Raw genomic sequence first — 25,639 nt, forward strand, 5'->3', positions numbered from 1 at the left:
TACTTCGATGACCGTTACCATTTTTGCTCAATCAACCACCTCCTTTTAAAACACAAAAGGGGATTTTTTATCCCCAGATTTATTTTAAACCACTTTTGCCCACATCACTTCTATTTTTTGTAGCGATTAATATTAATTCACCTAACGCGATCGCATCTAATAATTGACCAGTTGAACCTTCATTATTGTAGCTATATCCTAGCAAATGGGCAATTTGTTTTAACTTATCTCCGGTACCTCTCTCAACCCTTGCATGAAGATTTACGCGATCTAACTTCTTTCTACCTGCCATAAATGTCAACTATAAAATCAAAAAGTGGTTTACATATATAGGATAGCAAAAAGCGGCGTTGCACAATTGAAATATGTATAAGCCCCCTAAATCCCCCAATTCTGGGGGACTCGAAATTATTTTGAGAGGAACAGAATTGAGGGCTGTTCTGCCAATCATACTTTTAATCAGCAACGCCATTTTTTTATATATACAAGGGAACTAAATCCTAAATCCCTCAATTATGGGGGCAAAAAAAATTATTTCTCTCCCCCAGTATTGGGGGTTGGGGGGCAAAAAAAATTATTTCTCTCCCCCAGTATTGGGGGTTGGGGGGCAAAAAAAATTATTTCTCTCCCCCAGTATTGGGGGTTGGGAGACAATAAAAAGTATTTCTCTCCCCCAGTATTGGGGGATGGGGGGCAATAAAAATTATTTCTCTCCCCCAGTATTGGGGGTTGGGAGACAATAAAAATTATTTCTCTCCCCCAGTATTGGGGGCTGGGGGGGCAAATCTAAAATGACGGACTGTACCCAATAGAAAAATAAATCCCGTTATCTTGTAAGGTGCGTTGATCGGTATCGACTGAAATTAAGGGAATACCGTAATCGATGCGGGCTGATAAGGAGCCTTGTTGCCATAGTAATCCTAATCCCGTACCAATTAATGTATCTTCACTCAAATTACTTTCGCCGTTATTCCAACCCGTACCGATATCAATGAAAGGTGTAAGTTGCAGCAGTCCACCACCTTTGGCTTTGAGAATAGGTATGCGAAATTCTGTAGAAAATAATACCCCATTATCTGCGAGCAATGCGTCTTGACAGCCGCGTACAGTTTGTTGTCCCCCAATACCAAATTGCTCGAATGGAACTAAAGAGCTATCCGCAAGTTGGACATCACCGCGCACTAGTAATAAAGTATCAGCAGCTAACAGTCGCGTCCATTGAGCTTGACCGCGCCAAGCAAAAAAGCGACTGTCGGGAGCATCATTATTTATCGTAGCATCGAACAAATTTAGCCCCAAACTAAATTGCGATCGCGCTGCAATTACTTGTCGTTCGTCTCGCTTTACCCAATCTTGAAAAAATCGCACGGCAGAAATACGCGTTCTTCCATTATCATCTGCTCCTGGAGAAAGAGGGAACCCACCAATGTTATCAATTCCCAAGGAAGTCTGATTTTGTTGTTGCGATAAAGTCAATCCAACAGCAAACTCTTCTCTAGAACGTTGCAATAAGGGCTGACGATAACTAAGTTCGTAATAGCTTGAATCTGCCTCGATATCAAGTTCTTTGAAAGCAGGTTCTATGACATTGCTGTTAATCTTACCATAGCCAAGGCGAAGCGTGCCGTTACGGGGATTGAGGGGAATGGTATAGCCAACATTTATTTCGTTGCTACCATCGGTGTTTGTGTAACCGAGATTTAACTTATCCCCAAAACCGAGTAAATTTGCTTGGTTGAATCCAACTTGACGACGAAAACTACCAACACTTGGCGATCGCGCATTATCAATCGAGGGGGTAATACTTAAAGTTTTCGCTTCAATTATACTAACTTGCAACAAGTTTTTCCCCGGACTGGTTCCAGCTTGCAAGTCAGCGGAAATATTAGCTATTAATGGATCGAGTTGCAAAACTCGCAACCCTTCTAACAACCGATTAATGTTAAGCGGAGTATTGGTTGCTACTTTGATGCGACTGCGGACGTAATTTGGTTGCAAACGACGGGTACCAATGATTTCAATGTCTTCGAGGGAACCTTCAATTATCTGAATTTTGACAATTCCATTTTCTAAGGTTTGAGGGGGAATAATCGCTGCGGAAGTGACATAACCACCTTTAACGTAAAGTTCGCTAATTTTGGAACGCACTGCAAATAATTCGGCAAAGGTAAGGTTTTGTCCTGTATATTCTTTAACTAATTCGCTGATTTCTTGTGTAAGAATCGTATTGCCAACTATTTCAAATTCACGGACAAAGATTGTATCCAGGGGATTGCTAGGCTGTTGTGCGGGTGGAAGATTAGGTGTTTTTGGTAATAAATCGGATGCTGGTGGTAGAACTTCAGGTGGTGTTGGCTCTGGTTGTGGTGGGGGAAGCGGTCGCGGAATGTCTTGAGGAGGAATATTGGGAACATCAATCCGTTGGGCAATATCCGTTGTTTCAGATGGTAACGCAGATATACTTTCTGCTCTAGCATAGGTAGAGGAAGCTATTACAAAAGATAACAGGGTAAAAGTTAAAGAAGATGAAAATTTAGCGATCGCCAATAAAATCTTATTAAGTAGATGTAAGTTTAACATGATATTCAAAGAGAATAAATAAAGAAATAATCAGCAAAGGCTAAAAAATGGGCGTGTGGCTGGGATAAAAGTCAAAAGGAGTAATATTATGATATCTTAAACTGATTTTGTGCTGATTTTTTCCTGAAAACCAGAATTAATGCAAATCGCTAATTGCGATCGATTCTTGAGGTTAAGACGATTGAAAATACTGTTGATATGGGTTTTAACTGTACTTTCTGAAATAAATAGTTTAGTTGCAATTTCTTGATTTGTGGCTCCAATTGCTACTAAACGTGCTACATCTAATTCTCTTGGTGTTAATTGAGCCAGTGCTGGGGAAATAGATGGTGATGTTGGTGCTATTTGGCTTACAACCCGCTCCAAAAGACCTGGTGCGAGTTGAGTATATCCGCTGTTTATAGAGCGAATCGCGTTTACAAGTTCATCTGAGGGCATATCTTTGAGAAGATAACCTTTAGCTCCGACTCTAATCGCTTCCCTGACATCGCGATCGTCATCATAAGTACTCAAAACTAAAACTTTGATGTGAGGAAATCGTTCGCAAATAATCCGGGTAGCTGTTGTCCCATTCATCACTGGCATTCGTAAATCCATTAACACTATATCGGGTGGAGCAGAGTAGGCGATCGCCAACTGCTCTATAATCGCGATCGCTTCTTCTCCGTTTTCCCCTGTTCCTACAACTTCGATGTCAGGTTCTAAGCTCAAAATTGCTTTCAGACCTTGACGAACTAAACTTTGATCATCTATAAGTAACAAACGAATCATACAGCACACCTTTTGAAAAATATATCTTTGTGACTAATTATTAAGAGAATTTTCGCTCATTATTTTGACAATTTGACGTACTTCGGACATCAGAGTACTACTAACTTCGTAAGCTGACGACAGGGATTTTTCCGCAAGTTTTGGGTTGACTTGCCAAAGTTTTTGTGCAGCTTGTAGTTGGATGTGTAAAGCTGCTATAGATTGCCCTAATTCTTGATAAAAATCAAGGGAATTCTGCTGACTTAGCTTGTCCTGGGGAGATATTTTTTCTGCAATAACTGTAAAACAACTCATCTGTGATGCATAAATTTGCAGCTTTTCAGCTAATCTCAACTGTTGGTATTGGCGATTATAAATAATTTTCACCAATCGCCATAATGTCAAAATCAATATCCCTATTAACAAAATATTTACCATATATTTTTTTGTTTTTATAACAAGATTTGGTAAAGAGATTAGATTAAATCTCAACTATTTTATTAATAGCCTTAATTGCACCACTTGGCTACTTACTACTACAATTTTCCAACTTTAGTTTTAATTCTTCTTTTATCATCGACAAAAAGTTTGAGAAAATAAATTTTTGTAATACTAAAGTTGGATTTACTCCCAACGCGCTCTATAATTATCTATCTCTCCTTATTTCTTTCCTCTGCGCTCTCTGCGTCTAGTAAGGTTTTTTTAAATCGGCAATCGTAACACCGAGAAAGAAGTCAGAAATCAGTTACCATTTATTCTCCCCATTACTGGTTCTAAAGGTACTAAATTTTCCCATTTATCTAGATAAAGAGGTTGCCATTCACCGATTTTGACTGACGGATTTTTGCTAATTATCGGATATTTTTGAGGAATATTATCTATTTGCGGGATTCGATCTTCCAACGGGTGCAAAAAATCGCTCTCGTAATCGATCAAAGAAACATTTTGCGTTATTTCTTTTTTTGGTGCGCGTTCCCGATCTTTCTTAGATATATGCATAGGAATTTCCACACTAATACAACAACCATTTCCGGGTTGAGACTCTAAATAGACATCTCCGAAAAAGAATGTAGAGACGCAAGGGTTCGCGTCTCTACAAGGTTTCTGGATGATGCATATTTGATTTCCGGAGATGTCTAATGCAAATATCCTTGTAAAACTGCGACTCGTTCTTGCATTCCTTGGAGTCCGTAACCACCCGAAACTTTTTCCGGGTCGAATCCGCGACCATTATCTTGAATTGTTAAATGTAATTGTGTAACAGTGGTGCAGATATCAAGCTGTACTTCTGTCGCTCGTGCATATTTACGAATATTATTCAGCGCTTCTTGGATAATGCGATAAATGGGTGCTATTAACTGTGAAGGTGTTGCAACTCGTTCCGTAATTTCAACTTGAGGTAAAATTCCAGTTGAGTCATAAAAATCGTTAACTAAAGATGCGATTAACATTTCCAATGACTGAGTTTCGAGTGCATCACTGCGTAAGCCTTTGACAGATTGACGAACTTCTTGAGTCGCGATCGCCACTAATCGATGTGCTTCGGTCAAAAATTTCTGTACTTGAATGGGATCGGGTTGACATTTTATCGCTGTTTGTAATTGAAAATTCAATCCCGTTAGTGCATGACCTACAGAATCGTGTAAATCCCGCGCAATACGGTTGCGTTCCTGCACCGCTGAAAGATTAGCAAATTGTAATACGCATTGCCATAAAGAGTCATGCATTTGAGCGAGTTGTTCTGGGGTATAAAGTTCTTCGACCACGACAACCTCTTTGTAATGTCCGGCTATTTACCTATATTTCTTAGTTAGGGGAGCTTATGCAATTTTAACTGATATCACGTCCGGTTAAATACTGCTACTGTCTGTGAGGGCTGGTAATTGGTAATCGGTAATTGGTGATGGGTGACAAGATAGATGCCGAGGTGATTTGAGGTGAAAGAAAAATTAATCTGGTCAAGTACTAGTACAGCACGGCGCAAATAAAGCAACCATTGCCAACGCTTAAAATCCTTATCCCATAAGACTTTTTACTTCCGCGCAGCGGTACTAAGCTGCTACGCATTTAATTTGTATAGTACTAGCGAGCTTTTCGGTATGCCCCTCCGGGGCAGGCTACGCCAACGCACTACAACCTTTTCAAATTTATGTCCTACGGACACGCTTCGCTAACGCATTATCCAATTTAGCTGCACATCAGCTTAGTACTTCCTGCTATATAAATCCAAAATCCAAAATCTAAAATTGTCAAGTCCAATTCCCCAGCAATACATATGCTCCCCAATAATAAGGAGATTTATATTCTGGGTTGTTTAAAATCGCAATTTGAGCGCGACGCAGAGCTTCTGCTTTCGAGATACCCGTTTTATTGGCTTGGATTAATTGATCGTAAAATTGACTCATTAAAGTTGCGGATGCTTCGTCATTAATCTGCCACAAAGTTGCTATGGTACTTCTAGCTCCAGAACGCACTGCTACCCCGGCTAATCCTAATGCGGATTTATCATCACCTGCTGCGGTTTCGCAAGCACTGAGGATGAGCAGTTCAAGGGGGTTGTTTCGCGATAATTCGACGGTTTTGAGTAGGCTACTAAGTTCGTTGACTTTGATTTTACCATTCCAAGTCATAATAAAGGTTTGATCTTCTTGAGAACTAAATTGACCGTGGGTTGCTAAATGTACAATCGGGTAGGAAACGGCTGATACTTTATTTTCAAAGGCGGAATTTGTAAACTCTTGATTAAATAAGACTTGGGTGGGAAGTTCGGATTCAATTTTTTGCACTTCTTTCTCTACATTGGGTAAAGCTGAAAACGGAGGTTGAGCCTCACTAATTCCAGCTACTAAGGCTCCCAAGCGTTCTTTTTTGAGCGATCGCGGTGCTAATAATTGCAGTCCCGGTGTCAAAGCAATGCTGTATTTTTCGATCAGGAAGTTTTTGCCGTCATGTAGTACTCCCATTGGTATATTCCGCAGTACGCCATCTAAAACAAATACTAGTGTTTCCACCTTACTAGCAGCAAGTTCTGCGGCTTCGGGACGGATAACTAAGTCATACATTTTTTGGAGTTCGGGCAAAGTCAAGTCAAAGGCTGTAGATTGGCTGAGGTTATTTTGCAGACGAGATGCTAAAGACTCAACTTGTTTTTTGTTAATGTTGGTTTTGTAGTAGCGAAAATCACGATTGTCTTTAGTTTGGGTTTGCCCAGGTTTTGGTAAGCTGACAATAATCGCTAGTTGGTCTTCTAAAATAATTGGATAAATCACAGCAGCTAGTCGATCGACTAAATCTATTTGTTCTGGCTTCGCAGTCAAACAAGCTTCTCGGAAGAAGTTATCGAGTTCAACTAATTGCAACCCTTCGATGACATTTCGCGCTGTTTTGAGATTGTCTTTTTGATTCGATTTTACTAACAACTCGACGAGTTCGCGGTGAATAGGTTCAACTGCATCTCTAAAGGAAAACTGCACGTTAGGACTCGCTGCGGCTAAATCTGCTCGCAATGATTTAATCGTACCCACTGCTTCGGAATATGCAGCGATCGCACTATCGGTTTTTCCCTGGGCTTTTGTCACTCGTCCTAACTGCCATTGCCAGCGATAAGCAACATCACCAGCGTTGATTTGTTGCGCTAATTGTACTGCTTGTTGAGTCAGTTTTTCGGCTTCTCCCCATTGTCCCGTTAACTCATAAACATTACCTAAGCTTCCCAGTGCATCAGCTTGGATGCGTGGGTTTCCTAATTGTGCAGCTTCTTGAACTGTAACTGACAACAATTGCGCTATTTCAGGTAAAGGAATCGCTTCTGGGGTTGTTTTTCGCATCTTTAACATGGTTTGCGCTAGATTCACCCGTGCTTCAATGGCTGCGTAACTAGGTGGTAATGTCCCAATTTGTGTTTGGATTTGTGACAGTAAACTTTTAGCTGCGTCCATTTGTTTCGTATCCACAAGCAAACTGAGTTGATTGACTTGTGCTTGCGTCCGTAAATCAACTGAGTTAGATGTAGCAGCTTGTTGATAGAATTTTAACGCTGCGGGGGAATCGGTTGCATCGCTCGCAGTGTTACCAAGGCTGAGTTGAGCCTCGGTAATCATGTCGGGTAAATTTAGTTTATTAGCAATTATTAAGCTCTGCTGCAAAACTAAATCCGCTTGGGGTAAATTACCCATAACTCGTAGCGAATCGCCCAAAGTACGTAAGGCTGTAGCTGTTTCTGGGTCAGTATTCGTCTTTGATAACAGAACTTTTAATTCTGGATTAGTAGTTGCATCTTCTGGTAACTTTAACGCGGTGTAAAGCAGGGGAATTGAGCGACGATAAAGACCTAAATTTTGTAAAGCTTGGGCTTGATTAGTAAGGCTTGTGAGTACTAATTGGGGTTTGTTTAATTGGGTGTAAAAAATTGTAGCTTGTTGCCAAGATTTTAAAGCTGCATCAACTTGTCCGCGTGCTAATTGTAACCCGCCTTGGATATCAAAGCTTTGGGCTAATGCCGATAATTTTTGTGAATTTGTTTCTTTTATGGATGTTAATAAAGTAATACTATCGGTAATTGCGCGATCGGCATCATCCCACCGTGCTAATTGTTGGTAACTTAGGGATAAATTGCTCAGACTCAGGGCTTGACGAATCGGGTCTTTTGCCGCTTGATATGCAAGGGATGCTTGTTGAAACAGTTTTGCTGCGTCGGAAAATTCACCTTGTTGATATTTTGTTCGTGCTTGTTCTTCAACAGATGGAGTTGTTTTTTGAGCCGTTGCTCTCGACATCGGAATTTGTATGAAGCTAGGTGATGTAATGCACAATAATGCAGTCAATACCAACGTTAGCCAAAAGCGAATCGGTTTCCAGTTTCTTTTAATGGGTTTCATTATTTTGGTTAAGTATTTAGACAAAATTAAGTTCATTTCTACGTTGAGAAGGGGAACAGCGAATAGAAAAACAAGGTATGTAATTACTCCTATCCCGCTCGAAAATTACCTATTTTTCTTTATCTCTTTCCTTTGCGCTCTTTGCGTCTCTGCGGTTTTTTTTCAGTAATCTTTTAACGGGAACGGAGTAATTCTGTCTGAGTACTTATAGCTTGATAGTTAATCTTCGTGATGAAAATCATGAAATACGACATGGATTAATAACGATAATTTCTAAAAATCTTTTGTATTGAAGGTCAGCAAACGAGTAAGTTTGTCAGCAATCATCGCAGCAACTAATCATCTTCTCTGGTGTAGATACTTTCGCGGCTGATTGCTTCATCTGAGAGAGGTAGCGTTTGAGCAAGGGAAGGACTTCGACCTAAATTGTTCAAAGCAGCTTTCCATTTTTCTTGGGGTATTGTTACCTCGATAAAAGCTTCTTCTTTAGATAAACTTTTTTCCACAAGAGATTCAAGATACCTTTCAACTGACATCCCCATTGCCGCAGCATGAGCAACTAAACGTGTTTCAACTTCTGGTTTTAGTTCAAGGATAATTCTCATAATACAATACTCAAAATGCGATTCGGTTGTTTACAGTGTAAATTTAAAACATCTCACTTATATACAGGACATACAGCAGATGCTGTTGTAATATTCGGTGTAGCTGTGGGAACTTGAGCAACTAAGATGACTTTACCATCAGGAGTTTTTACCCAACCTTGAGCCTCGATAATTGGATTTTGGGTAGGGAGTAGTTCGGGTGTTGAAGATGCAGTTAAACTTGATTCCCCGTCTAATGTTGCCAAATCTCTAATCTTATTTATACCAGTCAATGGTTGCAGAGAGTTAGGTGGTAAAGAGCCGCCACGTCCGCTGACAATCAACTCACCTAAAGGTTTTTTGGCATTGCGACCTCTGGGACAATTCTGAGCAACTTGATTACTAGCATCAAGCACTTCTGTCGGTAATTCCACTAATCCTTCTGTAGGTTGGACATCCGGTTGTTGAATAGAAATTTGCCCTTGTACACCTAATTCTGAAGTTGCCGTGATGTCGCTTTGGGGTGTGAGTTGCGATCGCGCTTCAATCCCGAAAATACTCCGAACATTTATGTCTACGTTACCACCTTTGCCACTGAAAGCGTTGGCGGTGATATCGTTATTTTCCAGCAGCAAGGAAACAATGAAAGGCGTATTAATAGTAATGTTACCGCCATTCCCCCCAGCTTGGGCAGTACCTGCGGTGGTGGAAATTTGACTACCGCGACGCAGTAAGAGAAAGTCTGCTAACTGTAAGTTAATGTTACCTCCTTGACTGCTGGCAGTTTGAGCAGAAATTGTACCATTGTTAAGCGTTAAAGAATCGCCTTGAATAGAAATATTTCCGGCATTCCCTGTACCAGCACTGCTAACTGATATTTGTCCCCCATCTTTAATTGTTGTAATTTGAGACTGGTCAATAAAAATACCGCCACCATTGCCAGTAGAATCAGCAGAAGTATTGGCAAATAGTCCGCTCGTAGAATCAGTAACTACAATATCGCTAACTCGATCAGTTGGGGCATTCGATTTGATTTCTTGTTCAATCAAAGCCAGTCGATTATTATAGTTGGGGTCATTTCCAGAAATAGTGACGCTATCTTTGACGTTAAGTCTGATAGAGCCTGCATTACCACTACTGCGAGTAATGTTAACAATTTGTCCACCGTTAACCGCTGCAAAATTATTCGCGTTGATGGTTACATCTCCAGCATTCCCATCATTGAAAGTTGCCGCAGTCACAAGCGCACCATCCGCTATTTGGAAATCCCCTGTAGTAACGGTAATATTTCCAGCATCACCTGATGCTCCTCTTTCTGTCAAAGCGACGATGGCACTGGAGTTACCTGTAGAGCCAATACCCGATAAGATTACAGAATCAGAAGCATTGACGCGAATTTCTCCCCCTTTACCTCTGCCACCAGGTAAATCGCCAAATTCTCGGAAAACCGCAGCACTGATTTGAGAACCGTTGGTTAATGTCAGGTTACGAGTATTAATATCAACACTACCACTGTTACCGATAGCGCCCGGAATAATACTGCTGAGGATAAAGCTATTTGATAAAGAAACTAAATCAGATGCTTGAACAAATATGTTCCCAGCATCGCCCTTCCCACCGGTCACGGTAGATAAGTAAGTATTATCAGTTAATGAAAGCGAGTTGCTGGTTAATCTGATATTACCACCATTGCCCACAGCAGTTTGTCCAACAATGCTAAAAACACCGCTACTAACTCCATTGCTGCCTGTACCGTTAACTGTAATCGCATCGCGGGCGTTAATATCAATATCCCCGGCATTTCCTTGCCCAACAGTACTAGCATTAATTTGTCCGCCATTGCTCAAAGATAAGGAGCCAGTTGTCAGCTTGATATTACCTGCATCGCCCACACCAGTTAATTCCACAGCGCTGTAAGCCCCACTAGAATTATTATTGCTGCCGACTCCATCAAACTTAACAGTATCGCGGGCATTAATATTGATATTACCGCCATTACCTTTTCCGGCTGTATTGGAAACCAGTTTAGCGCCATTGGTAACGGCAAGTGAGCCAGTTGCGATTTGGATGTCTCCGCTCTTGCCTGTACCGTCAAATAGTGAAGTGGAAATCTCAGATGAGTAGCCATTGCTGCTGCCTACACCATCAAGATTAACTGCATCGCGAGCATCAATAGTAATATTCCCTGCATTTCCCCGTGCAAAGGCAGATATCTGACCCCCGTTAGTTAGGGATAGTGTTCCAGTCTTCACCTGGATATCTCCGCCATTGCCGTTACCACCAAAAGTATATGCCCCGCTGTCATTTCCTTCAAAGCTAACTAGATCGCGGGTATCGATGGTGATTTTACCCGCATTGCCTTGCCCGAAGGTATTCGCTTGGATTTGACCACCATTTTTTAAGAATAACGTTGAGGCATTTACCTGGATTTCTCCACCGTTTCCGACAGCATTACTTACGACTGTGCTGCTTGCATTACTGGGTAAATTGTTCTTGCCTCCCACACCTTCAAAAGTAACGGTATCGCGGGCATTAATAACAATATTACCCGCATTACCCCGTCCATTGGTGCTAGTATCTAATCCCGCGCCATTTGTCACCGATAACGAGCCAGTTGTGAGCCGGATGTCTCCTCCTTTGCCTACAGCGTCAGTGAGTAAGCCGCTTCTAATCCCAGCAATTGAAAAGCCTACTATACCATCTAAATTAATTGCATCGCGGGCATCAACGGTGATATTGCCTGCTTCCCCTTGTCCTGAGACATTAGTGCTGAGTTGCCCGCCATTAATTAAAGAAAGAGTTCCGGTAGTTACCTGAATATCTCCTCCCTTACCCACACCGCCGCCAGAAAACACATTGCTTTGGGCATAGCCACCATCTAGCTCAACCGTATCACCTGCATCAATGATGATATTACCGGCATCTCCTGTTCCTAAAGTACTAGCACTAAAAAAGGCTCCATTGCTCAACGATAAAGTCCCGGTTGTTATCTGGATTTCTCCACTATTACCCACTGCCCCAGTTCGTACACCAGCGATCGCCCTACTGTAGATTTCCTCGCTCTTGCCGTCAAAAGAAACGCGATCGCGAGCATTAATCATAATATTGCCGCCGTTTCCTTGTCCTGAAGTACTTGCTTCGAGTTCCGAACCATTAGTAGCAGAGACAGTTCCAGCGTTGATATTGATGTTACCGCCATTACCTACAGCTCCCCGACCCACTGTATTATAAATGTACCCATTGACCATAGAAACTGAATCGGCAGAGATAAATAAATTACCTGCATCTCCTGTCCCTTGGGTGCTAGTACTAAAAAAAGCTTCATTGCTCAATAATAAAGTCCCGGTTGTTACCTGAATATTTCCACCATTACCTACTGCTCCAGTTCGTACACCAGCGATCGCCCTACTGTTGATTTGCTCACCCTTGCCGTCAAAAGAAACGCGATCGCGAGCATTAACAATAATATTGCCGCCATTGCCTTGTCCTGAAGTACTCGCTTCCAATTCCGAACCATTAGTTGCAGAGACAGTTCCGGTGTTGATGTTGATATTACCACCATTTCCTATAGCCCCTTGATCTACTCTGCTATAAATACCCCCATTGACCATAGCAACTGAATCGGTAGAGATAAATATATTCCCGGCATTTCCCTTACCAGCAGTGCTAGCGAATACACCACCATCAGTTAAAGAGACTGTTTTAGCGTTGATATTGATATTACCGCCATTGCCTTCGGCTTCCGATACGACATCGCTGAGAATTGCGCTGAACAATCCGTTTTTATCTAGTCCAGCTAATGTCAGGGCATTGGCAACGTTAAGATTAATATTGCCACCATCACCTTGCCCAAAGATACTAGTATTAAGGGCACTGCCACTGAGTATTTCCAGTGAGCCAGTAGTAAGATTGATATCGCCTCCATTACCTACCGATGTTTCTTGAGTAACGTTAGCAATAAAACTGGTATCAGTTAAAGTGGTTGTCCCTGTGGCATTAATATCAATATTTCCGGCTTGGCTTTGGGCTGTCCCTAATCCGGTATCTATCCCGGCTCGGACTTTACTTTCTGCTGCCAAACTCAAGTTGCGAGCATTGATGGCAATATTACCAGCATCGGCACCGCGTACATTCACTTCTCCCGCATTTCTTGAGGAGATATCGGCGCGGGCTACATCGTTAGGAACACTCAGGCTTAAAGTATCCCCAGCTACATTAATTCCTATATTTCCCGGTGCGGCTAATCCGGCTAAATCAATTCGACCACCATAAGCCCTCAAAGAACCACCATCAATGTTGATATCTCCTCCAGCCAACACCAAGCTTTTACCATCTGGAACTCTTAAACCCGTGACGTTTTCACCTGCTGGATTCAGCCCTGCGGGTGCTTGTGACTGGTTGGTAATTCCACTTCCACTAAGTTGTGTAAACAGCAATGCTGAAGGATTGACTGTCAATAATGGGGGGGCTTGGGGATTTGTGGCGCTGAAACCTTGATTCCCGAATTGAATTGCGTTCGCGGTTGTCCCCACAAAGGAAGCCCGGATATCTAATTGGGCATTTTTACCGAACACAATACCGTTGGGATTGAGTAAAAATAGATTTGCTGTACCATCAACTCCTAAAGTTCCAAATATATTCGAGGCTGATGTACCCGTTACCCTTGTTAATATATTTTCTATCCCCGTGGGGTTGCCAAAATACACTCTTTGCCCATCGTTGATATTAAAATCGGTAAAGCTGTGGAAAAGGTTACTACCACGAGCCGCACCACCATCAATTTTGTCAGCGGATGTACCGTTGATTTGAACGTTTGGGGTGAAACGAGAAGATTCGGAATTGAGGGTGTTATCGGGGGTAATTTGAGCGTTGGCTGGGGTGCTGACAACTGTTATAAAGCCGCATAGTATTAATTGAAGCCAGTTTTGTTGATTTTTCATATTTTTGGTGGGGACTGATTACGTTAGCGGAGCTAGTAGGTTGGGCTGAGGAACGTTCACTGCTAGGTGTGCCGGAGGCACAACCCAACATAGGTCTATACTTGAACTTGATGTTGGGTTTCACTACGTTCAACCCAACCTACGTGGACTAATGCTTTTTGTGCGGGTTCGTAATCGTTAAGTAGTTGTTGAATTTGATTAATTTCGGTTGAGTCTAGTTGGGTAGTCATATAGATTTTTAGATATTTAAATTTAGAGAAATTTACGGAGAATTTGTTAAGTTTTGAATTAATTCTTCCGGGGTTAAAATTCGCGGAGTTGTAACCGGGAAGTCTTTCTGATTGCGAGTAACAATAGCATCTAAATGATTGAGTAACGCAGTTCCGTACAAAATTGCGTCTTCAAAATCTTTGAAATTGGTAGAAAGTGCCATTGAAATGATAGCTTGATTTACTGTTGCGAATTGACAGAAGGTGGCTAGTTCCCTTAAGAATTCAAGGGTTAAATCTCGACCTTTTTCCTTACGGATGATGTAAAAAAGGTCGCCAAAAGAAGATGCTGATATGTAACCTTCGATTTGTTTTTGTTCAACAAGTGATAAAACTGTTTCACTATTGCTAAAAAAGGGCTGTCTTTCAAGGGCAACATCTACAATGATATTAGTGTCAAGCAGAACTTTCACAAGTTGTGTTTCTCCTTCAAAGCTTCCCATCTCGCTTCCGAAGGATCAAAATCAGTAGGAGCGGGTTTTGTCTTTTCAAACCAACCCTGCAAAGCTTTAATTTTTGTAGGTCTTTTAGGTGTTTCTGGTTGTAGCGATTCGGTAGTGATTTCTGTAGAATTTTCAACCTCACCAGCTACCTGTAAAATAATCACTTCCACATTTCCTGGTGGTATTTGAATTGATTCTTCAACTATTAAGTTACCTGTCGCGTCAATTTTGCCTTTGGCTTTGTAAGCTTGCATATTACGATTCCTGTTTATTTTTAGGATAAAACATTAGTTAATTATTAGCTGTAGAATTGGTACAAAAACCAGCTACGTATGCTTGGCGTTTCTGGATGAAGGATGGAGAGGGATTTTCAATGTAGAGCGCTTGTAAAGCATCTGACCACAGGTGAAAGATACCATCTTCTTTTTGATGTTTGATTTCGTAATTGAGAAAGTAATCTGCTTTTTTGAGGGCAATTTCTTCAGTAGAGGTTTTATTGGCTTTGAGGTTCTGTTCTAATGTTTGTAAATCAAGCTGAATTTGCTGACGTTGATTAGCTGGCATAATCTCAAACGCTGTCCAGTTAGAGCTTCCTGACAATTGCCATTGATAGCGATTACCGGGTTTTAAAGCTTCTTGACCGCTGTATAATACTTTTTGGTCGGCGGTGTTGACGGGTTGTGTCCAGAGGACTTTTTGAGTTTCGTAGTCGCGGACTGTTAATTCTACGTTTTGATTTTTTCCTTGAGTGTGCCACAAAAATAATGGGCGATCGCTCCACACGATATATGTGTCTACTAAACCAGGTGCGATGGCGCAAACTCCAATTGAACGTGATATGTTGCGTTTGCGGGGACGACGCTGCCAAATTGAGGATACTCTAAAAGCAAGTTGTTCAATTTGACTATTTTGGCTTGATGGTGTGGCTATTTGTTTATCAAAGCTACCAAAGCTGATAACGGGAATCAGTGCGAGGCTAAAAAGCGATTTATTAAACATAATTTTTCCTTGTAAGGGGTAAAAGATAAGCTAAAAAAACAACTGAGGGTAAAAACCAGGGAAATAAAATTGCCGCAGATATATAAAGCTGAAGTACTAAAATGCCGTAAACTATAACTGCACCAATTGAACCAGTTAAGAGTTGCAGGCGCAGTTTAGGACTCAAATTAGACTTTCGATTGACTGCAAAAACAGCAATTTTACTGAGGATGACTGCGAGCCCAATCGCCCAAATATCGGGGATAGGAATCACATAATGGCGTGTGAGAAAATGCTGGGTCATGTATGCTAAAAATTCACCGCCTGTCAGCCAATTTTGCCGCGTCCAGTAAGTGATGGCGGAGGGTGCTGGCGATCGATCTGGCTGACCGGAAGCTATTCCCAAACGTTCGTCGCTACCTGTGGCAATTAATACTACTTGTTTGGAAAGTAGGGGAAATTTGTTGATATCCGGATTTTCTAACAATTTCCAAGCCGGAATTTTGGTATAAACCCGGTCGGGAGGCAGGGAGAAATCAATTAACGGTTGCAATCCCAGAACAGGACGTAATTGTAAAAGTGCAGGTAAGTTACCGAGTTGGGGGTGCTTTTGCTCAATCTGATCAAGTAGTTGAGCGCGTAAATTTGTCACCCGATTAGTTTGGGGCTTGGGTAAATCTACCATTTCCTGGTTAGCTGTCTGCACGAGCGACATCAAATAAGACATGGGACAAGCCTGACGACAATCACGCTCAGCAGCAGGAATTTCGACAAGGTAATGATAAGCATCAGTATATCCTTGTAATGTCCAATTCCACTTGTTAATCCCGATCGTCTCATTTGTGCCGATTTCTCGATTAGGTTCCAAAATTGCCCCAAAAATTAGCCACATATTGGCATCTACCGCACTTCGTACCGCTGTACCTAAATCTCGATCCCCTGATGGGGGGTCTTTTTGGGGTGTATCGAAGATAAAATCTAAGCCAATGACTGAAGCATTTAATTTTCTGGTGCTATCAAGCAATTTCGCAATGTAGCTGCGGTTCATCGGTTGCAGTTGAGAGTTAGGAAGTCCAGCGCGGTAGATAGATTCGGCATCAATTTCAATTAATGCTACTGGGGGAGCTTCCTCAGAGGGAATTTGGGCGGTAGCTTGGCGGTACACTGATTGAGTTACCATTCGCCCATCTAAGAGTACTTCTTGTACAGCAGGAATCAAGCTCAGAGTCAGACTTGCGGTAAGGGCGATCGCCTCGATGGCTGTTGGTAAACTTTGCCGCAACTGCTGTTTCCAACGAAAGGGAGGAATGCGAAATAATGTCGCTCCTGGATGGCAAAATAAGGAAGGTACTAAATAAGCCGAGGGGTAAGTATGGCTTTTTTCCATGCGTAGAAATTGCCGCGCTCCCATCACCGATTCGTAGATATCCTGGTGTTTGCCCAATCCTTGCAGAAATCGGATCAGAAATTCTTGAGCGACGCGGTTGTGAATCGGTTCGCGCATGACTACAACTTGACTAAAACCCAAGTCAATCAAGGATTCGGCGATATTTAACCCGTTGCAGGAATTGAAAATTGCTACTTGAAGTCCGCGTTTTTTGGCTGCACTCAGTTGAGGAGTAATTTCATCAATGGAAATCGATAAACCAGGAGCAATACCCAATTCCCCTCCTGTCAGTTCTGATTCATTACTATGTCCCGCAAAAAATAATACATCCCATCCAGCTTCACAGGCGATCGCTTCGGTAATTTCTTGGATAACTTCAGTCGGGGTTTGCTCTGGTTGCCAACCTACAAAGGTAATCTCAGCTATGCTTCGCAGCGATTTTACCGCTTCGCGATCGGCTTGAAAATTTAACCCCGTATCATCCCCCAAAATTGCCAAAATCCGGGCGCGTCGGCGATTTAGTTTGTGGTGTGTTGCGGTTTCCGCTCGAATATTCAAAGGAGCGCGAATGATTTGAATCGTCCGCGCACTAGCAAATTCGGTGCCGAGTTCCCACGCTTCCCAAGGAAACCGATCTAACTCAATTGGCGCACAAGTCATAAAAACTTTGACTGGTTCGGTAGGATTGATTACCAGTTCTTGGCTGGCTTTAGCAATAGTGGCACGGACATCATATAAATCCCCACTCCGCAACCAGTCATGAAACTCAAACATCAACTTGCTTTCCGCTTTCACCAGTTCTGCGTGCCAGTCTACATTTAGTTCTACCACTCCCCCACCAACCGTCCGTCCCCGCATCTGTTCCGACTGATAAAAGCATAGATATGCCCGTCGCCACTGTTGATATAACAAAGTTAAATTGGAGGGATAATTAACCTGTGCGGTCAATCTTTGTCCCTGTCCCCAAGACAACTCGAAGCAACAAATTTGCTCGATTTTTTGAACTTTTAAATTAAAAATATGGGAGTTATTTTTCATAATTTATTGCGAGTTAACGGTGGATAAAACGCTTTAATAATGCAGTAAATAAAATAGTATTTTATATTTAATTTTACTAATTCGATGTTAATTTTAATTTGTATTTGTGGCTTTTTATTACATACTATGCTTATCTCTTATTGTGAACAAATTATCCCGCTCAAACACTAAAATTATTTTAGAGTTCACGAATTACGAATTACGAATTACGAATTATATTCACTATTCCCTACTCCTTTAAATTTAAACTGTTGGCAATTCCATACCAAAAGGCGGAATCTCAAATACAGTGTCATCATCTACAGTTACTGTTACCCAAAATCGTTCTTCCCAATTGCCAATCACTTGAGCGTACAATATACCTTTGTTAGTGTCTTCAAGGGATTCTGTGAATAATAACTCTGTTTGATCTCGTACCTCTAATGTCATTTTGGGCATTTGTCCTTGCGGTTGAGAACCCAAAGCAATCAGTAACATCCATTCTTTGTTGTCCCCTGTTTCCGATAACACCCACATAATTGCATATAGCCGTACAAGATGGCGATCGCTCTCCAAATCGCGGTAAGCACCCCGCGCAGTTGAGGGAATCTGAACACCACTTTTTACTAATCCCGAACGAATTTGTTCAAATTCTTCTTCTAACGAACGCAATTCCGATACTGCTAAAGATGGCATCAGCATCCACCCTAATTCACTCGCTACCGCATCAATTCGATCGCGCAACCAAAGACCAACATTAATCAGTGGTTGAGCAAAGGAAGGATTGACTATCTTATAAGCCCAGTCAATCAAATCTGGATTACTCAGCAGCGTTGTAGCTTCTTTGACTGTGAGTAATTGCGAAAAATGCTGTTTTTGCAGTTGAGAAGTAAGTGCAGTCAACTTTTCTCGCAACGCTGTAGCTGTATTATTTTGTTGTGCAATTTTTGTCGGTAATTGGATTGCATCAGCATCTAAACAACGAAGATTGAGCAGTAACGCATTCGGGTTTGAATAAAACCAAGTTGATGGGATTGGGTATGTCCAATCTGAATCTACTGCTAAATGTGCTTTTTGTTGATAGTTAAGGTACTGTTCGTAACTCATAAAGCCGGATACAGCAACTTGCTGCTCCTCTTCTTCAACCTGCATTAGCACGTAGAAATGAGCAGTAAAATCAGGAATATCTAAAACTGCGAAAGGTACACTGCTATTCGTTAAGACACAAACTTTAAAATTACCGACTTTAATGTTACACGCAGCTACAAGTAAATTCGCGTATGCAGGTTGCCAAATCGAAGCGTCAACGCATTCAAATTGTAAATCGGGAGCGCGTTCGAGCAGCCATTGCTCAAACCCCAAAACTCCCAACGCACAAAGGTAAACTTCCCAGCGTTGCTGTGGTAAATGTATAGATTGACTCAGACGCGCAGCTTTTTGAAAATGCTTTGATAATAGTTCGGTGCGCGTTTCGTTGAGAGATTGCCAATCCGGTGTAAATTCTGATTCTAATAGTTGATTATTCATATTAATAAATGCAGTAATTAATGATTAATTATTTTTCCTATCCAAATAACGACAAAGACGACGAGCAAATAAACTGCGTAGGGGTTGATTGCGAACCGGATTTTTGGTTTCAGATTCTGCTTCTTGAATAATGCCAGAAATCTGTTCGTCCAAAATTAATTCTAATTGTCGATCTAAATTTTGTAATCGTTCGGAGTCTGCAAATAATTTGGCAGTATCAAGAACGCGATCGCGCAACATTAATAATAATTTTTGACGAATGTCAGCACGCAATTCATTAAGTTTTAATAATCGAGTGACTTCATACTGTTTTCTCAAATTAATTTGAGGTGCAATTTGGTTCATAGATTGACCTTGGCAATGAAAAAGATGTAAAGCGGTAATAAATGATTGTGCCATTGCAGAACGCTTGCGTTGAAATTTCTGAATATAATCATCAATAACTTGAGCAAGAGAGCGATCTAAACATTCTAGAAAGTGATTTTGATATAACTTAATAAATTCTAGTTCTTCGTCGTCTTCACCCATCGGCGATTGCTCTACAATAGTTTGGATCTCAGGTCGATCCAAAGAAACTGAAGAAACATTTCCTCCTTGGGCAGTAATGCGATATCGTCTCAGATAAGATGCGATCGCGTGCAGTTGATTTAATATTGCCTCAGTACTAAATTGATGCTCGGTAGCAATTTCCAACTCATTCTTCATCCTTATTAACTGCTCCGGTGTCGGTTGCTGACACGGTAGTGTTGTTCCTACAACAAGTCTTTGCTGCAAGCGGTCTTCACGATAAACTGAGTGATAAGCGATTAAAAGCTCGCAGGTTTGCTGAATTTCTACCGCACTCAAACCATACATATCAGTTAAAATTCGTTGCAATTCCTTTGGCTTTGTATCGTTCAAAAGCGCCCAATCGCTAACTAAAAAAACACCATGCTGAACTAAAAATCGCTTTAGTTCTGGATGTTGTTTCACATAACGATTTACCCATGTATTGAGCGTTCCCTTCGCTGGATCGAAGGTTTTTAAAACAGTACTCGCTAAAGATTGATAGGAACTACTCCCGATTGACCGTCTTTTTGCTAAAAGTATCTCATCGTCCAATACAAAAGGTAACAAATCTTGACAATCAAAACCTTTTTGAGAGCCAAATTTGGTTGCCAAGTCCAGGCACACTTGATAAATCTGGTGAGAGATATAGCAGCGCAGACAAGTTTCTGCTAACTCATCACTTGGTATCTGTTGCCAAAGTTGACGCTCCACTTTCGTATGAGATTCAACTTGGGTCAAATCTGGAAATTGTTTTTTAAAATAACTTTGAGCAGCAGTAATCATCTCAACCCGGCGTTTACTAGTATCTAACTTGACAAATTCCCAGTATTTTGATATTAAAACCACAGTATTTTTACTTACTCAAAACCAATCATCCTCAATTTTTCCACCTCCTGCAAGTAAAAGCAATTTGTTTAGCATGACGATCTAATAACTTTATATTTCTGGTGATGGTGAACTCATGCAAAAATATCGGCGATTGTGAAAAAGGCGATCGCACTCACCATAAAAAATTATCTTCGTCTTGGAAACCTTGAACTTGGACGAATGATATTTACAATACCTTTGCCAATTTACGAGGGTGGGACGAAGTGATTGCTAAGCAACTCGAAGCGCTGGTAACACCGGCTATCACCGCACAAGAAAATTACTATCGTCAACTATAGCTATGCTCTGAGAGACCGATTGATACGTCTAGGGTCTGGAACAAAAAGAACTCCATTCATTACGTTACGTTTGGTTGAAATTCGTTCTGCTAAAACCTACACTTTATCGTGTATTGATTTTTCCCCTACTGATTACTCACTCCAACTTCCTTCTTGTTTGTGAGAAATGGGGGATAATTGTGCTTCGCGTACAATGTATAATCTAAAACTAAGAAACTAAACAACTAATTATGCAGCTACCTTCTATATTCAAAACTTGCGTTCCTAGAGCGGAAATATTAGCTGGAGAACTTTCATTAGATTTATTTGCAGCTAAGTTAAAGTTGGTTGTGGAAGGAAAAGCACCATTAGTTTACCAAGATTCTACCACTTTTTTCAACAATACTTTTGCTACCGAGGGATTAAAAACGTTGATTTCGGAAGTATTCGGACGTTTGGTAGGTGATAAAGTGGGTTCTCCGATTATCCGTTTGGAAACTAGTTTTGGTGGTGGTAAAACTCACGATGAGATAGCTTTATGGCATATTGCTAAAAATGGACGAGAAATTCCCGGTTTAGAACGTTTTGCTGACTTAAGTGTAATTCCAGAACGTCCGATTCAGGTAGCTGCTATAGCCTGTCAAGATTTGACTCCGGTAGAAGGAGTTTTGCACGCAGATACGGGTGTTACGACCTACACTATTTGGGGTGAAATTGCTTATCAAATCGGTGGAATTGATGGTTACAGTTTGCTCAAGGGTTCCGATGAGCAGCGAGTTAGCCCCGGTACGGCTGTTTTAGAAAGGATTATTCAAGGACAACCGACTGTAATAATTTTAGATGAAATTGCTCAACATTTACGAGTTAGTAAAGCAGTAACGGTTGGTAAAAGCGATTTAGCACAGCAGGTAGTTGCTTTTTTGTTTTCGTTGATGGATTTAGCAGCTTCTAATAATAATTTAGTTTTTGTCTATACTTTGGCTGATTCAGGTGATAGTTTTGGGGAAGAAACTACGGAAATAAAGGAAGCAATTTCAGCTTCAGCACGTCAGGAAAGGGTTCTTAAACCAAGTACAGATGTTGAAATTTATAATATTGTCAAACAGCGTTTATTTACTAGTATTGATAATCATGCAGCGCAAAATGCAGCTAAGGAATATTTACAAAGTTATAAAGCTAGTAGCGTTAGTTTACCTGATGGTTGCAAGGATTCCCGTTATGCTGAAACTATAGCAGCAAGTTATCCCTTCCATCCCGAACTTTTTAGTTTACTGAATAAAAAAATTGCTTCTATTCAAAATTTTCAACGTACTAGAGGTGCTTTACGATTATTTGCGAGGGTTATTCGTTATTTATGGAATAATACAAATATAAATACAAATATAAATACAAATAATTGGATACCTTTAATTCATCCCCATCATATTCCTATTGGCATTGAAGAAGAAATTACCAGCGAATTAACTTCCCGGTTGGAACGTCCTTTGATGCGTTTGGCAATATCCGCTGACATATATAATGCAGATGGGAGAGAAGCACACGCTCAATTACAAGATGGTGAATGGAAAGCTGCTGGTAAACCTGCTTTTTCTTCTTGGGTAGCTAGAACTATTTTTTTGCATTCGATAAATCAAGGTGTAGTTGCGGGAATTAGTCGTACTGAATTGAATTTATCGCTGTTAACTCCGGGGTTAGGAACTAGCTTTGTAGATACAGCTTTGGAAAGATTGAGTACTGTTGCTTGGTATTTAGAAAATGACAGTATAACTTCTACTGCTCGGTTTAAAGAAGAGCCATCAATTAATAAGATTATCTCCGAAGAAAAGCAGCAAATTGGGAAAACTGAAGCCAAAGATGAATTACGAAAACGTCGAGATACTATATTTGCTGAAAGGTTATTTAAACTAGTTTCTGCACCAGAATCACCGGGGGATGTAGATGATGTTGCTGACAATATTGCTTTATGTTTAATTGATTTTAACGAAGCGACTATTTCTGCGACTACGGAAAGCGCACCCCTACTTGTAGAGAAAATATTTAGTGAAACAGGGGAATCGGGAAAATTTCGGATTTATCGCAATCGGCTGTTATTTTTGATAGCTAATAGAAGCCAATTAGATATAGCAATTAATAATACAAGGGAATATCTGGCTATATTAAATATTCTCAATTCTGCTAATCGGTTACAAGATTTATCAGAAAGTCAGCAGAAGCAATTAAAGCAAAAGAAAGGCGAATTTGATTTAAAAGTTAGAATATCTTTAACTAATGCTTACCGTCATTTATTTTATCCTGCCAACGATGCAGTAAAAGCACCAAAAGGCTTAATGCACTATACTTTACCAGCACAAGATGCTAGCGATGTCAAAGGTAAAAATAATCAGCAGGATGTGATTCTCAAAGTTCTTAAAGATTGTCAAAAAATTCGTTCGGAAAACGCTTCACATTATGCACCCGCTTATATATTACAGAAAGTTTGGTTAGCTGGATTAGAACATTGGACAACTAAAGCTTTGCGAGAAGAATTTGCAAAAAATTTGGGTTTAAATATACTTCTTGATGCTGAAGTTTCCAAATTGCGAGATACTATCCGCCAAGGTTTGCAAAATGGCAACTGGGATATGAAGGTTGGAGAAAAGATATTTATAAAAACCCCGGATAATGATAGTAAATTTAATTTACCTGATACCATCGAATTTTCTGACAGAATGGTGCTTTATCGTCGGGGAATTTTAGAATTACCAAAACCGCGAGAAATTCAATTTTCTACCCAACTAATGAATAGTAGCGAGTTAATTAAACCTGTAAAAGTTAGGTGGAAAGCATCGGGAGCTTTGAAAATTACACTTTATCAAAATGGGGAATTAGTAGAAAACGAATTTCGTCCCAGCGATGAATATGAAGCTCAAATTGATCAAACCACAAACTTTAAAATTGTCGCTGACTACGGTAATGGGGAAATAGTTGAAAAAGAAAGTCAAGCAAGTATTTTAACTTATGGCAATGGTACAGCTAAAACACCCAACGGCAAAGAAAAAGGTGGTGATTGGGATACGACTCCATTATTTAAAGTCAAACCAGCAGAATTTGATTTAGAAGGAACACCCAACGTTGTATTCAATCAACTTGGCGATCGCATTCACGATCACAAAATTACTGGTATAGAATTTATCGCAATCTCCGTAGACCAAGTAATGGATTACCGTAGATTAATGACGGCTTTACCATTATTAATGAAGTTTCCCATACAAATCGACCAGTTGGCAACAATTTCAGCAGGGGAACAGTTTGTCAGATTAGAATACCAAGGTGCTGTAAAAGGATTTCAAAGCTTTCAAGCAGCAATTAACGGTTTATTGAGTAATAAAGATGCCCAAGCTGATGTAATGTTGAAACTGGAAATTAAATTTGATTCACCAGTGCAACCAGAAGGCTCAGAAATTAGTACTATTAAAAATGCCCTTAATCGTAATCCGGTTGATAGATTGAATTTATTGGTAAAGGTAAGTTATTAGCTGCTATTATTCGCGGTAAATTTAATTTTATCTGGCGGTTAAAACCGCAGCTACACAAGCGAAGTCCACCTTCGTGGACTAAATTAATTAACCCGCGAAGGCGGGTTTTGCCTGTGTAGCAGCGAATTATATTCGCCGGATTATATTCGCCAAATTCTATTCGCTTATTAGTTGCTATTATTCGCGGTAGATTTAATTTTATCTGGCGGTTAAAACCGCAGCTACACAAGCGAAGTCCACCTTCGTGGACTAAATTAATTAACCCGCGAAGGCGGGTTTTGCCTGTGTAGCAGCGAATTATATTCGCCAGATTATATTCGCTTACTTACGATTATTACCAATTACCAATTCCCAATTACCAAAAAATGCAAGAATTCCAACTACGTGTAGTTCCCATCGATAACAATAACTTTGCTTTAGAATTATATCAGTGTGCTTATAAAAAAGCTGGTGAAAAAAAACGTCCCTCTGCTAAACGAATTGGACGATTAAAAGGTAATGCTTTAATTATGGCGAAACAAGCGGTATATGATTGTTTAAAAGCGAATAATTACGACCCCAAAACTTTAAATAATACTCGTAAAACACCTTATATTGTTAGTGAAGAAACGGGAATAAATCTAGCTCTACTAATTCAAACATTACAACCGCTTTCTAAACCAGAAAGAATTGCGAATATCGCTAGCGGAATTACGGAAATGAGTAATGAAGAATCTCATTATTGGTTTGCTAAAGTTAGTAATGGGAGAAAACGGACTGCTTTAAAAGCGATTCGGGTATTGTTGGGGGATTGACGCGGTTTTCCTAAAGACATTGGGTAATATCAAATCCTTTGACATCGGAATTATATATTTTTGAACGCAGAGAAGCGCAAAGGTAAGCGTAGAGGAGCGCAGAGCTTTTTATGCACTATTGTAGCTGTGTCACCACACTACACTACTTAAAAAGCAACGTTAAATTTATTAATAAAAACTGGTGAAAAAATATTTAAAAATAAACTTGGGGACGTAATTGCCCCCAATTACCGAATATTCAGGAGGTGATATATTGAGCAAAAACGGTAACGGTCATCGAGGTT

General features: G+C 40.5%; 18 protein-coding genes. 2 read left to right on the forward strand and 16 right to left on the reverse strand.

Annotated elements, in window-relative coordinates; translation table 11 throughout:
* Window positions 1-79: 79 nt before the first annotated feature.
* From IQ247_RS23350 to IQ247_RS23420, 16 genes are all read right to left on the reverse strand, one after another.
* The gene (locus IQ247_RS23350) at window positions 80-292 is read right to left on the reverse strand and encodes a hypothetical protein (RefSeq protein WP_193923660.1); all 213 of its coding nucleotides are present in this window, start codon (window positions 290-292) and stop codon (window positions 80-82) included.
* Window positions 293-786: 494 nt separating this feature from the next.
* On the reverse strand, window positions 787-2,580 hold the full coding sequence (locus tag IQ247_RS23355; RefSeq protein ID WP_193923661.1) for a ShlB/FhaC/HecB family hemolysin secretion/activation protein: 1,794 nt from the start codon (window positions 2,578-2,580) through the stop codon (window positions 787-789).
* Between the two features lie 96 nt (window positions 2,581-2,676).
* On the reverse strand, window positions 2,677-3,351 hold the full coding sequence (locus IQ247_RS23360; protein WP_193923662.1) for a response regulator: 675 nt from the start codon (window positions 3,349-3,351) through the stop codon (window positions 2,677-2,679).
* A 33-nt stretch (window positions 3,352-3,384) separates the two neighbouring features.
* Window positions 3,385-3,768, reverse strand: coding sequence for a histidine kinase dimerization/phosphoacceptor domain-containing protein (locus tag IQ247_RS23365; RefSeq protein WP_193923664.1), 384 nt, complete (start codon window positions 3,766-3,768; stop codon window positions 3,385-3,387).
* 303 nt (window positions 3,769-4,071) lie between these two features.
* The gene (locus tag IQ247_RS23370; RefSeq protein WP_193923665.1) at window positions 4,072-4,329 is read right to left on the reverse strand and encodes a hypothetical protein; all 258 of its coding nucleotides are present in this window, start codon (window positions 4,327-4,329) and stop codon (window positions 4,072-4,074) included.
* A 137-nt stretch (window positions 4,330-4,466) separates the two neighbouring features.
* The gene (locus tag IQ247_RS23375) at window positions 4,467-5,096 is read right to left on the reverse strand and encodes a sensor histidine kinase (RefSeq protein WP_193923666.1); all 630 of its coding nucleotides are present in this window, start codon (window positions 5,094-5,096) and stop codon (window positions 4,467-4,469) included.
* A gap of 483 nt (window positions 5,097-5,579) precedes the next feature.
* Complete coding sequence (locus tag IQ247_RS23380; protein ID WP_193923667.1) at window positions 5,580-8,207, reverse strand: CHAT domain-containing protein; 2,628 nt, start codon at window positions 8,205-8,207, stop codon at window positions 5,580-5,582.
* A 335-nt stretch (window positions 8,208-8,542) separates the two neighbouring features.
* Window positions 8,543-8,812 (reverse strand): hypothetical protein, encoded by a 270-nt coding sequence (locus IQ247_RS23385; protein WP_193923668.1) that lies wholly within the window; start codon window positions 8,810-8,812, stop codon window positions 8,543-8,545.
* A gap of 53 nt (window positions 8,813-8,865) precedes the next feature.
* Window positions 8,866-13,731, reverse strand: coding sequence for a beta strand repeat-containing protein (locus IQ247_RS23390; protein ID WP_193923669.1), 4,866 nt, complete (start codon window positions 13,729-13,731; stop codon window positions 8,866-8,868).
* Between the two features lie 95 nt (window positions 13,732-13,826).
* Window positions 13,827-13,961 carry a hypothetical protein gene (locus IQ247_RS33230; protein ID WP_265579706.1) on the reverse strand — a complete coding sequence of 45 codons (135 nt, stop codon included), beginning with the start codon at window positions 13,959-13,961 and terminating at the stop codon, window positions 13,827-13,829.
* Between the two features lie 32 nt (window positions 13,962-13,993).
* Window positions 13,994-14,443 carry a PIN domain-containing protein gene (locus tag IQ247_RS23395; RefSeq protein ID WP_228059984.1) on the reverse strand — a complete coding sequence of 150 codons (450 nt, stop codon included), beginning with the start codon at window positions 14,441-14,443 and terminating at the stop codon, window positions 13,994-13,996.
* Window positions 14,410-14,697: a hypothetical protein gene (locus tag IQ247_RS23400; protein ID WP_193923670.1), complete on the reverse strand. Its 288-nt coding sequence runs from the start codon at window positions 14,695-14,697 to the stop codon at window positions 14,410-14,412. The genes IQ247_RS23395 and IQ247_RS23400 overlap by 34 nt, the downstream gene beginning before the upstream one ends.
* 37 nt (window positions 14,698-14,734) lie before the next feature.
* Entirely contained in the window at window positions 14,735-15,442 is a 708-nt protein-coding gene (locus IQ247_RS23405; protein ID WP_193923671.1) for a hypothetical protein, read from the reverse strand.
* A complete protein-coding gene (locus IQ247_RS23410; protein WP_193923673.1) occupies window positions 15,435-17,846 on the reverse strand; it encodes a CHASE2 domain-containing protein in 2,412 nt (803 codons plus the stop codon). The genes IQ247_RS23405 and IQ247_RS23410 overlap by 8 nt, the downstream gene beginning before the upstream one ends.
* A 243-nt stretch (window positions 17,847-18,089) precedes the next feature.
* A complete protein-coding gene (locus tag IQ247_RS23415; RefSeq protein WP_193923675.1) occupies window positions 18,090-19,352 on the reverse strand; it encodes a DUF1822 family protein in 1,263 nt (420 codons plus the stop codon).
* A 24-nt stretch (window positions 19,353-19,376) separates the two neighbouring features.
* Window positions 19,377-20,747 (reverse strand): hypothetical protein, encoded by a 1,371-nt coding sequence (locus IQ247_RS23420; RefSeq protein WP_193923677.1) that lies wholly within the window; start codon window positions 20,745-20,747, stop codon window positions 19,377-19,379.
* A gap of 550 nt (window positions 20,748-21,297) precedes the next feature.
* Between IQ247_RS23420 and IQ247_RS23425 the strand changes: the two genes are divergently transcribed.
* Window positions 21,298-24,561 carry an ATP-binding protein gene (locus tag IQ247_RS23425; protein WP_193923678.1) on the forward strand — a complete coding sequence of 1,088 codons (3,264 nt, stop codon included), beginning with the start codon at window positions 21,298-21,300 and terminating at the stop codon, window positions 24,559-24,561.
* 365 nt (window positions 24,562-24,926) lie between these two features.
* Window positions 24,927-25,355 (forward strand): DUF7680 family protein, encoded by a 429-nt coding sequence (locus tag IQ247_RS23430; RefSeq protein WP_193923680.1) that lies wholly within the window; start codon window positions 24,927-24,929, stop codon window positions 25,353-25,355.
* Window positions 25,356-25,639: the final 284 nt, after the last annotated feature.

Origin of the sequence: Plectonema cf. radiosum LEGE 06105 (genome assembly GCF_015207665.1) — a bacterium.
Classification (GTDB): domain Bacteria; phylum Cyanobacteriota; class Cyanobacteriia; order Cyanobacteriales; family Nostocaceae; genus Rivularia; species Rivularia radiosa_A.

What these genes read in the sequence shown, in the direction of transcription:
- IQ247_RS23350 (WP_193923660.1), bottom strand. Translation starts at nt 292, where the DNA reads ATGGCAGGTAGAAAGAAGTTAGATCGCGTAAATCTTCATGCAAGGGTT.
- IQ247_RS23355 (WP_193923661.1), bottom strand. Translation starts at nt 2,580, where the DNA reads ATGTTAAACTTACATCTACTTAATAAGATTTTATTGGCGATCGCTAAA.
- IQ247_RS23360 (WP_193923662.1), bottom strand. Translation starts at nt 3,351, where the DNA reads ATGATTCGTTTGTTACTTATAGATGATCAAAGTTTAGTTCGTCAAGGT.
- IQ247_RS23365 (WP_193923664.1), bottom strand. Translation starts at nt 3,768, where the DNA reads ATGGTAAATATTTTGTTAATAGGGATATTGATTTTGACATTATGGCGA.
- IQ247_RS23370 (WP_193923665.1), bottom strand. Translation starts at nt 4,329, where the DNA reads ATGCATATATCTAAGAAAGATCGGGAACGCGCACCAAAAAAAGAAATA.
- IQ247_RS23380 (WP_193923667.1), bottom strand. Translation starts at nt 8,207, where the DNA reads ATGAAACCCATTAAAAGAAACTGGAAACCGATTCGCTTTTGGCTAACG.
- IQ247_RS23385 (WP_193923668.1), bottom strand. Translation starts at nt 8,812, where the DNA reads ATGAGAATTATCCTTGAACTAAAACCAGAAGTTGAAACACGTTTAGTT.
- IQ247_RS23390 (WP_193923669.1), bottom strand. Translation starts at nt 13,731, where the DNA reads ATGAAAAATCAACAAAACTGGCTTCAATTAATACTATGCGGCTTTATA.
- IQ247_RS33230 (WP_265579706.1), bottom strand. Translation starts at nt 13,961, where the DNA reads ATGACTACCCAACTAGACTCAACCGAAATTAATCAAATTCAACAACTA.
- IQ247_RS23395 (WP_228059984.1), bottom strand. Translation starts at nt 14,443, where the DNA reads ATGGGAAGCTTTGAAGGAGAAACACAACTTGTGAAAGTTCTGCTTGAC.
- IQ247_RS23400 (WP_193923670.1), bottom strand. Translation starts at nt 14,697, where the DNA reads ATGCAAGCTTACAAAGCCAAAGGCAAAATTGACGCGACAGGTAACTTA.
- IQ247_RS23405 (WP_193923671.1), bottom strand. Translation starts at nt 15,442, where the DNA reads ATGTTTAATAAATCGCTTTTTAGCCTCGCACTGATTCCCGTTATCAGC.
- IQ247_RS23410 (WP_193923673.1), bottom strand. Translation starts at nt 17,846, where the DNA reads ATGAAAAATAACTCCCATATTTTTAATTTAAAAGTTCAAAAAATCGAG.
- IQ247_RS23415 (WP_193923675.1), bottom strand. Translation starts at nt 19,352, where the DNA reads ATGAATAATCAACTATTAGAATCAGAATTTACACCGGATTGGCAATCT.
- IQ247_RS23425 (WP_193923678.1), top strand. Translation starts at nt 21,298, where the DNA reads ATGCAGCTACCTTCTATATTCAAAACTTGCGTTCCTAGAGCGGAAATA.
- IQ247_RS23430 (WP_193923680.1), top strand. Translation starts at nt 24,927, where the DNA reads ATGCAAGAATTCCAACTACGTGTAGTTCCCATCGATAACAATAACTTT.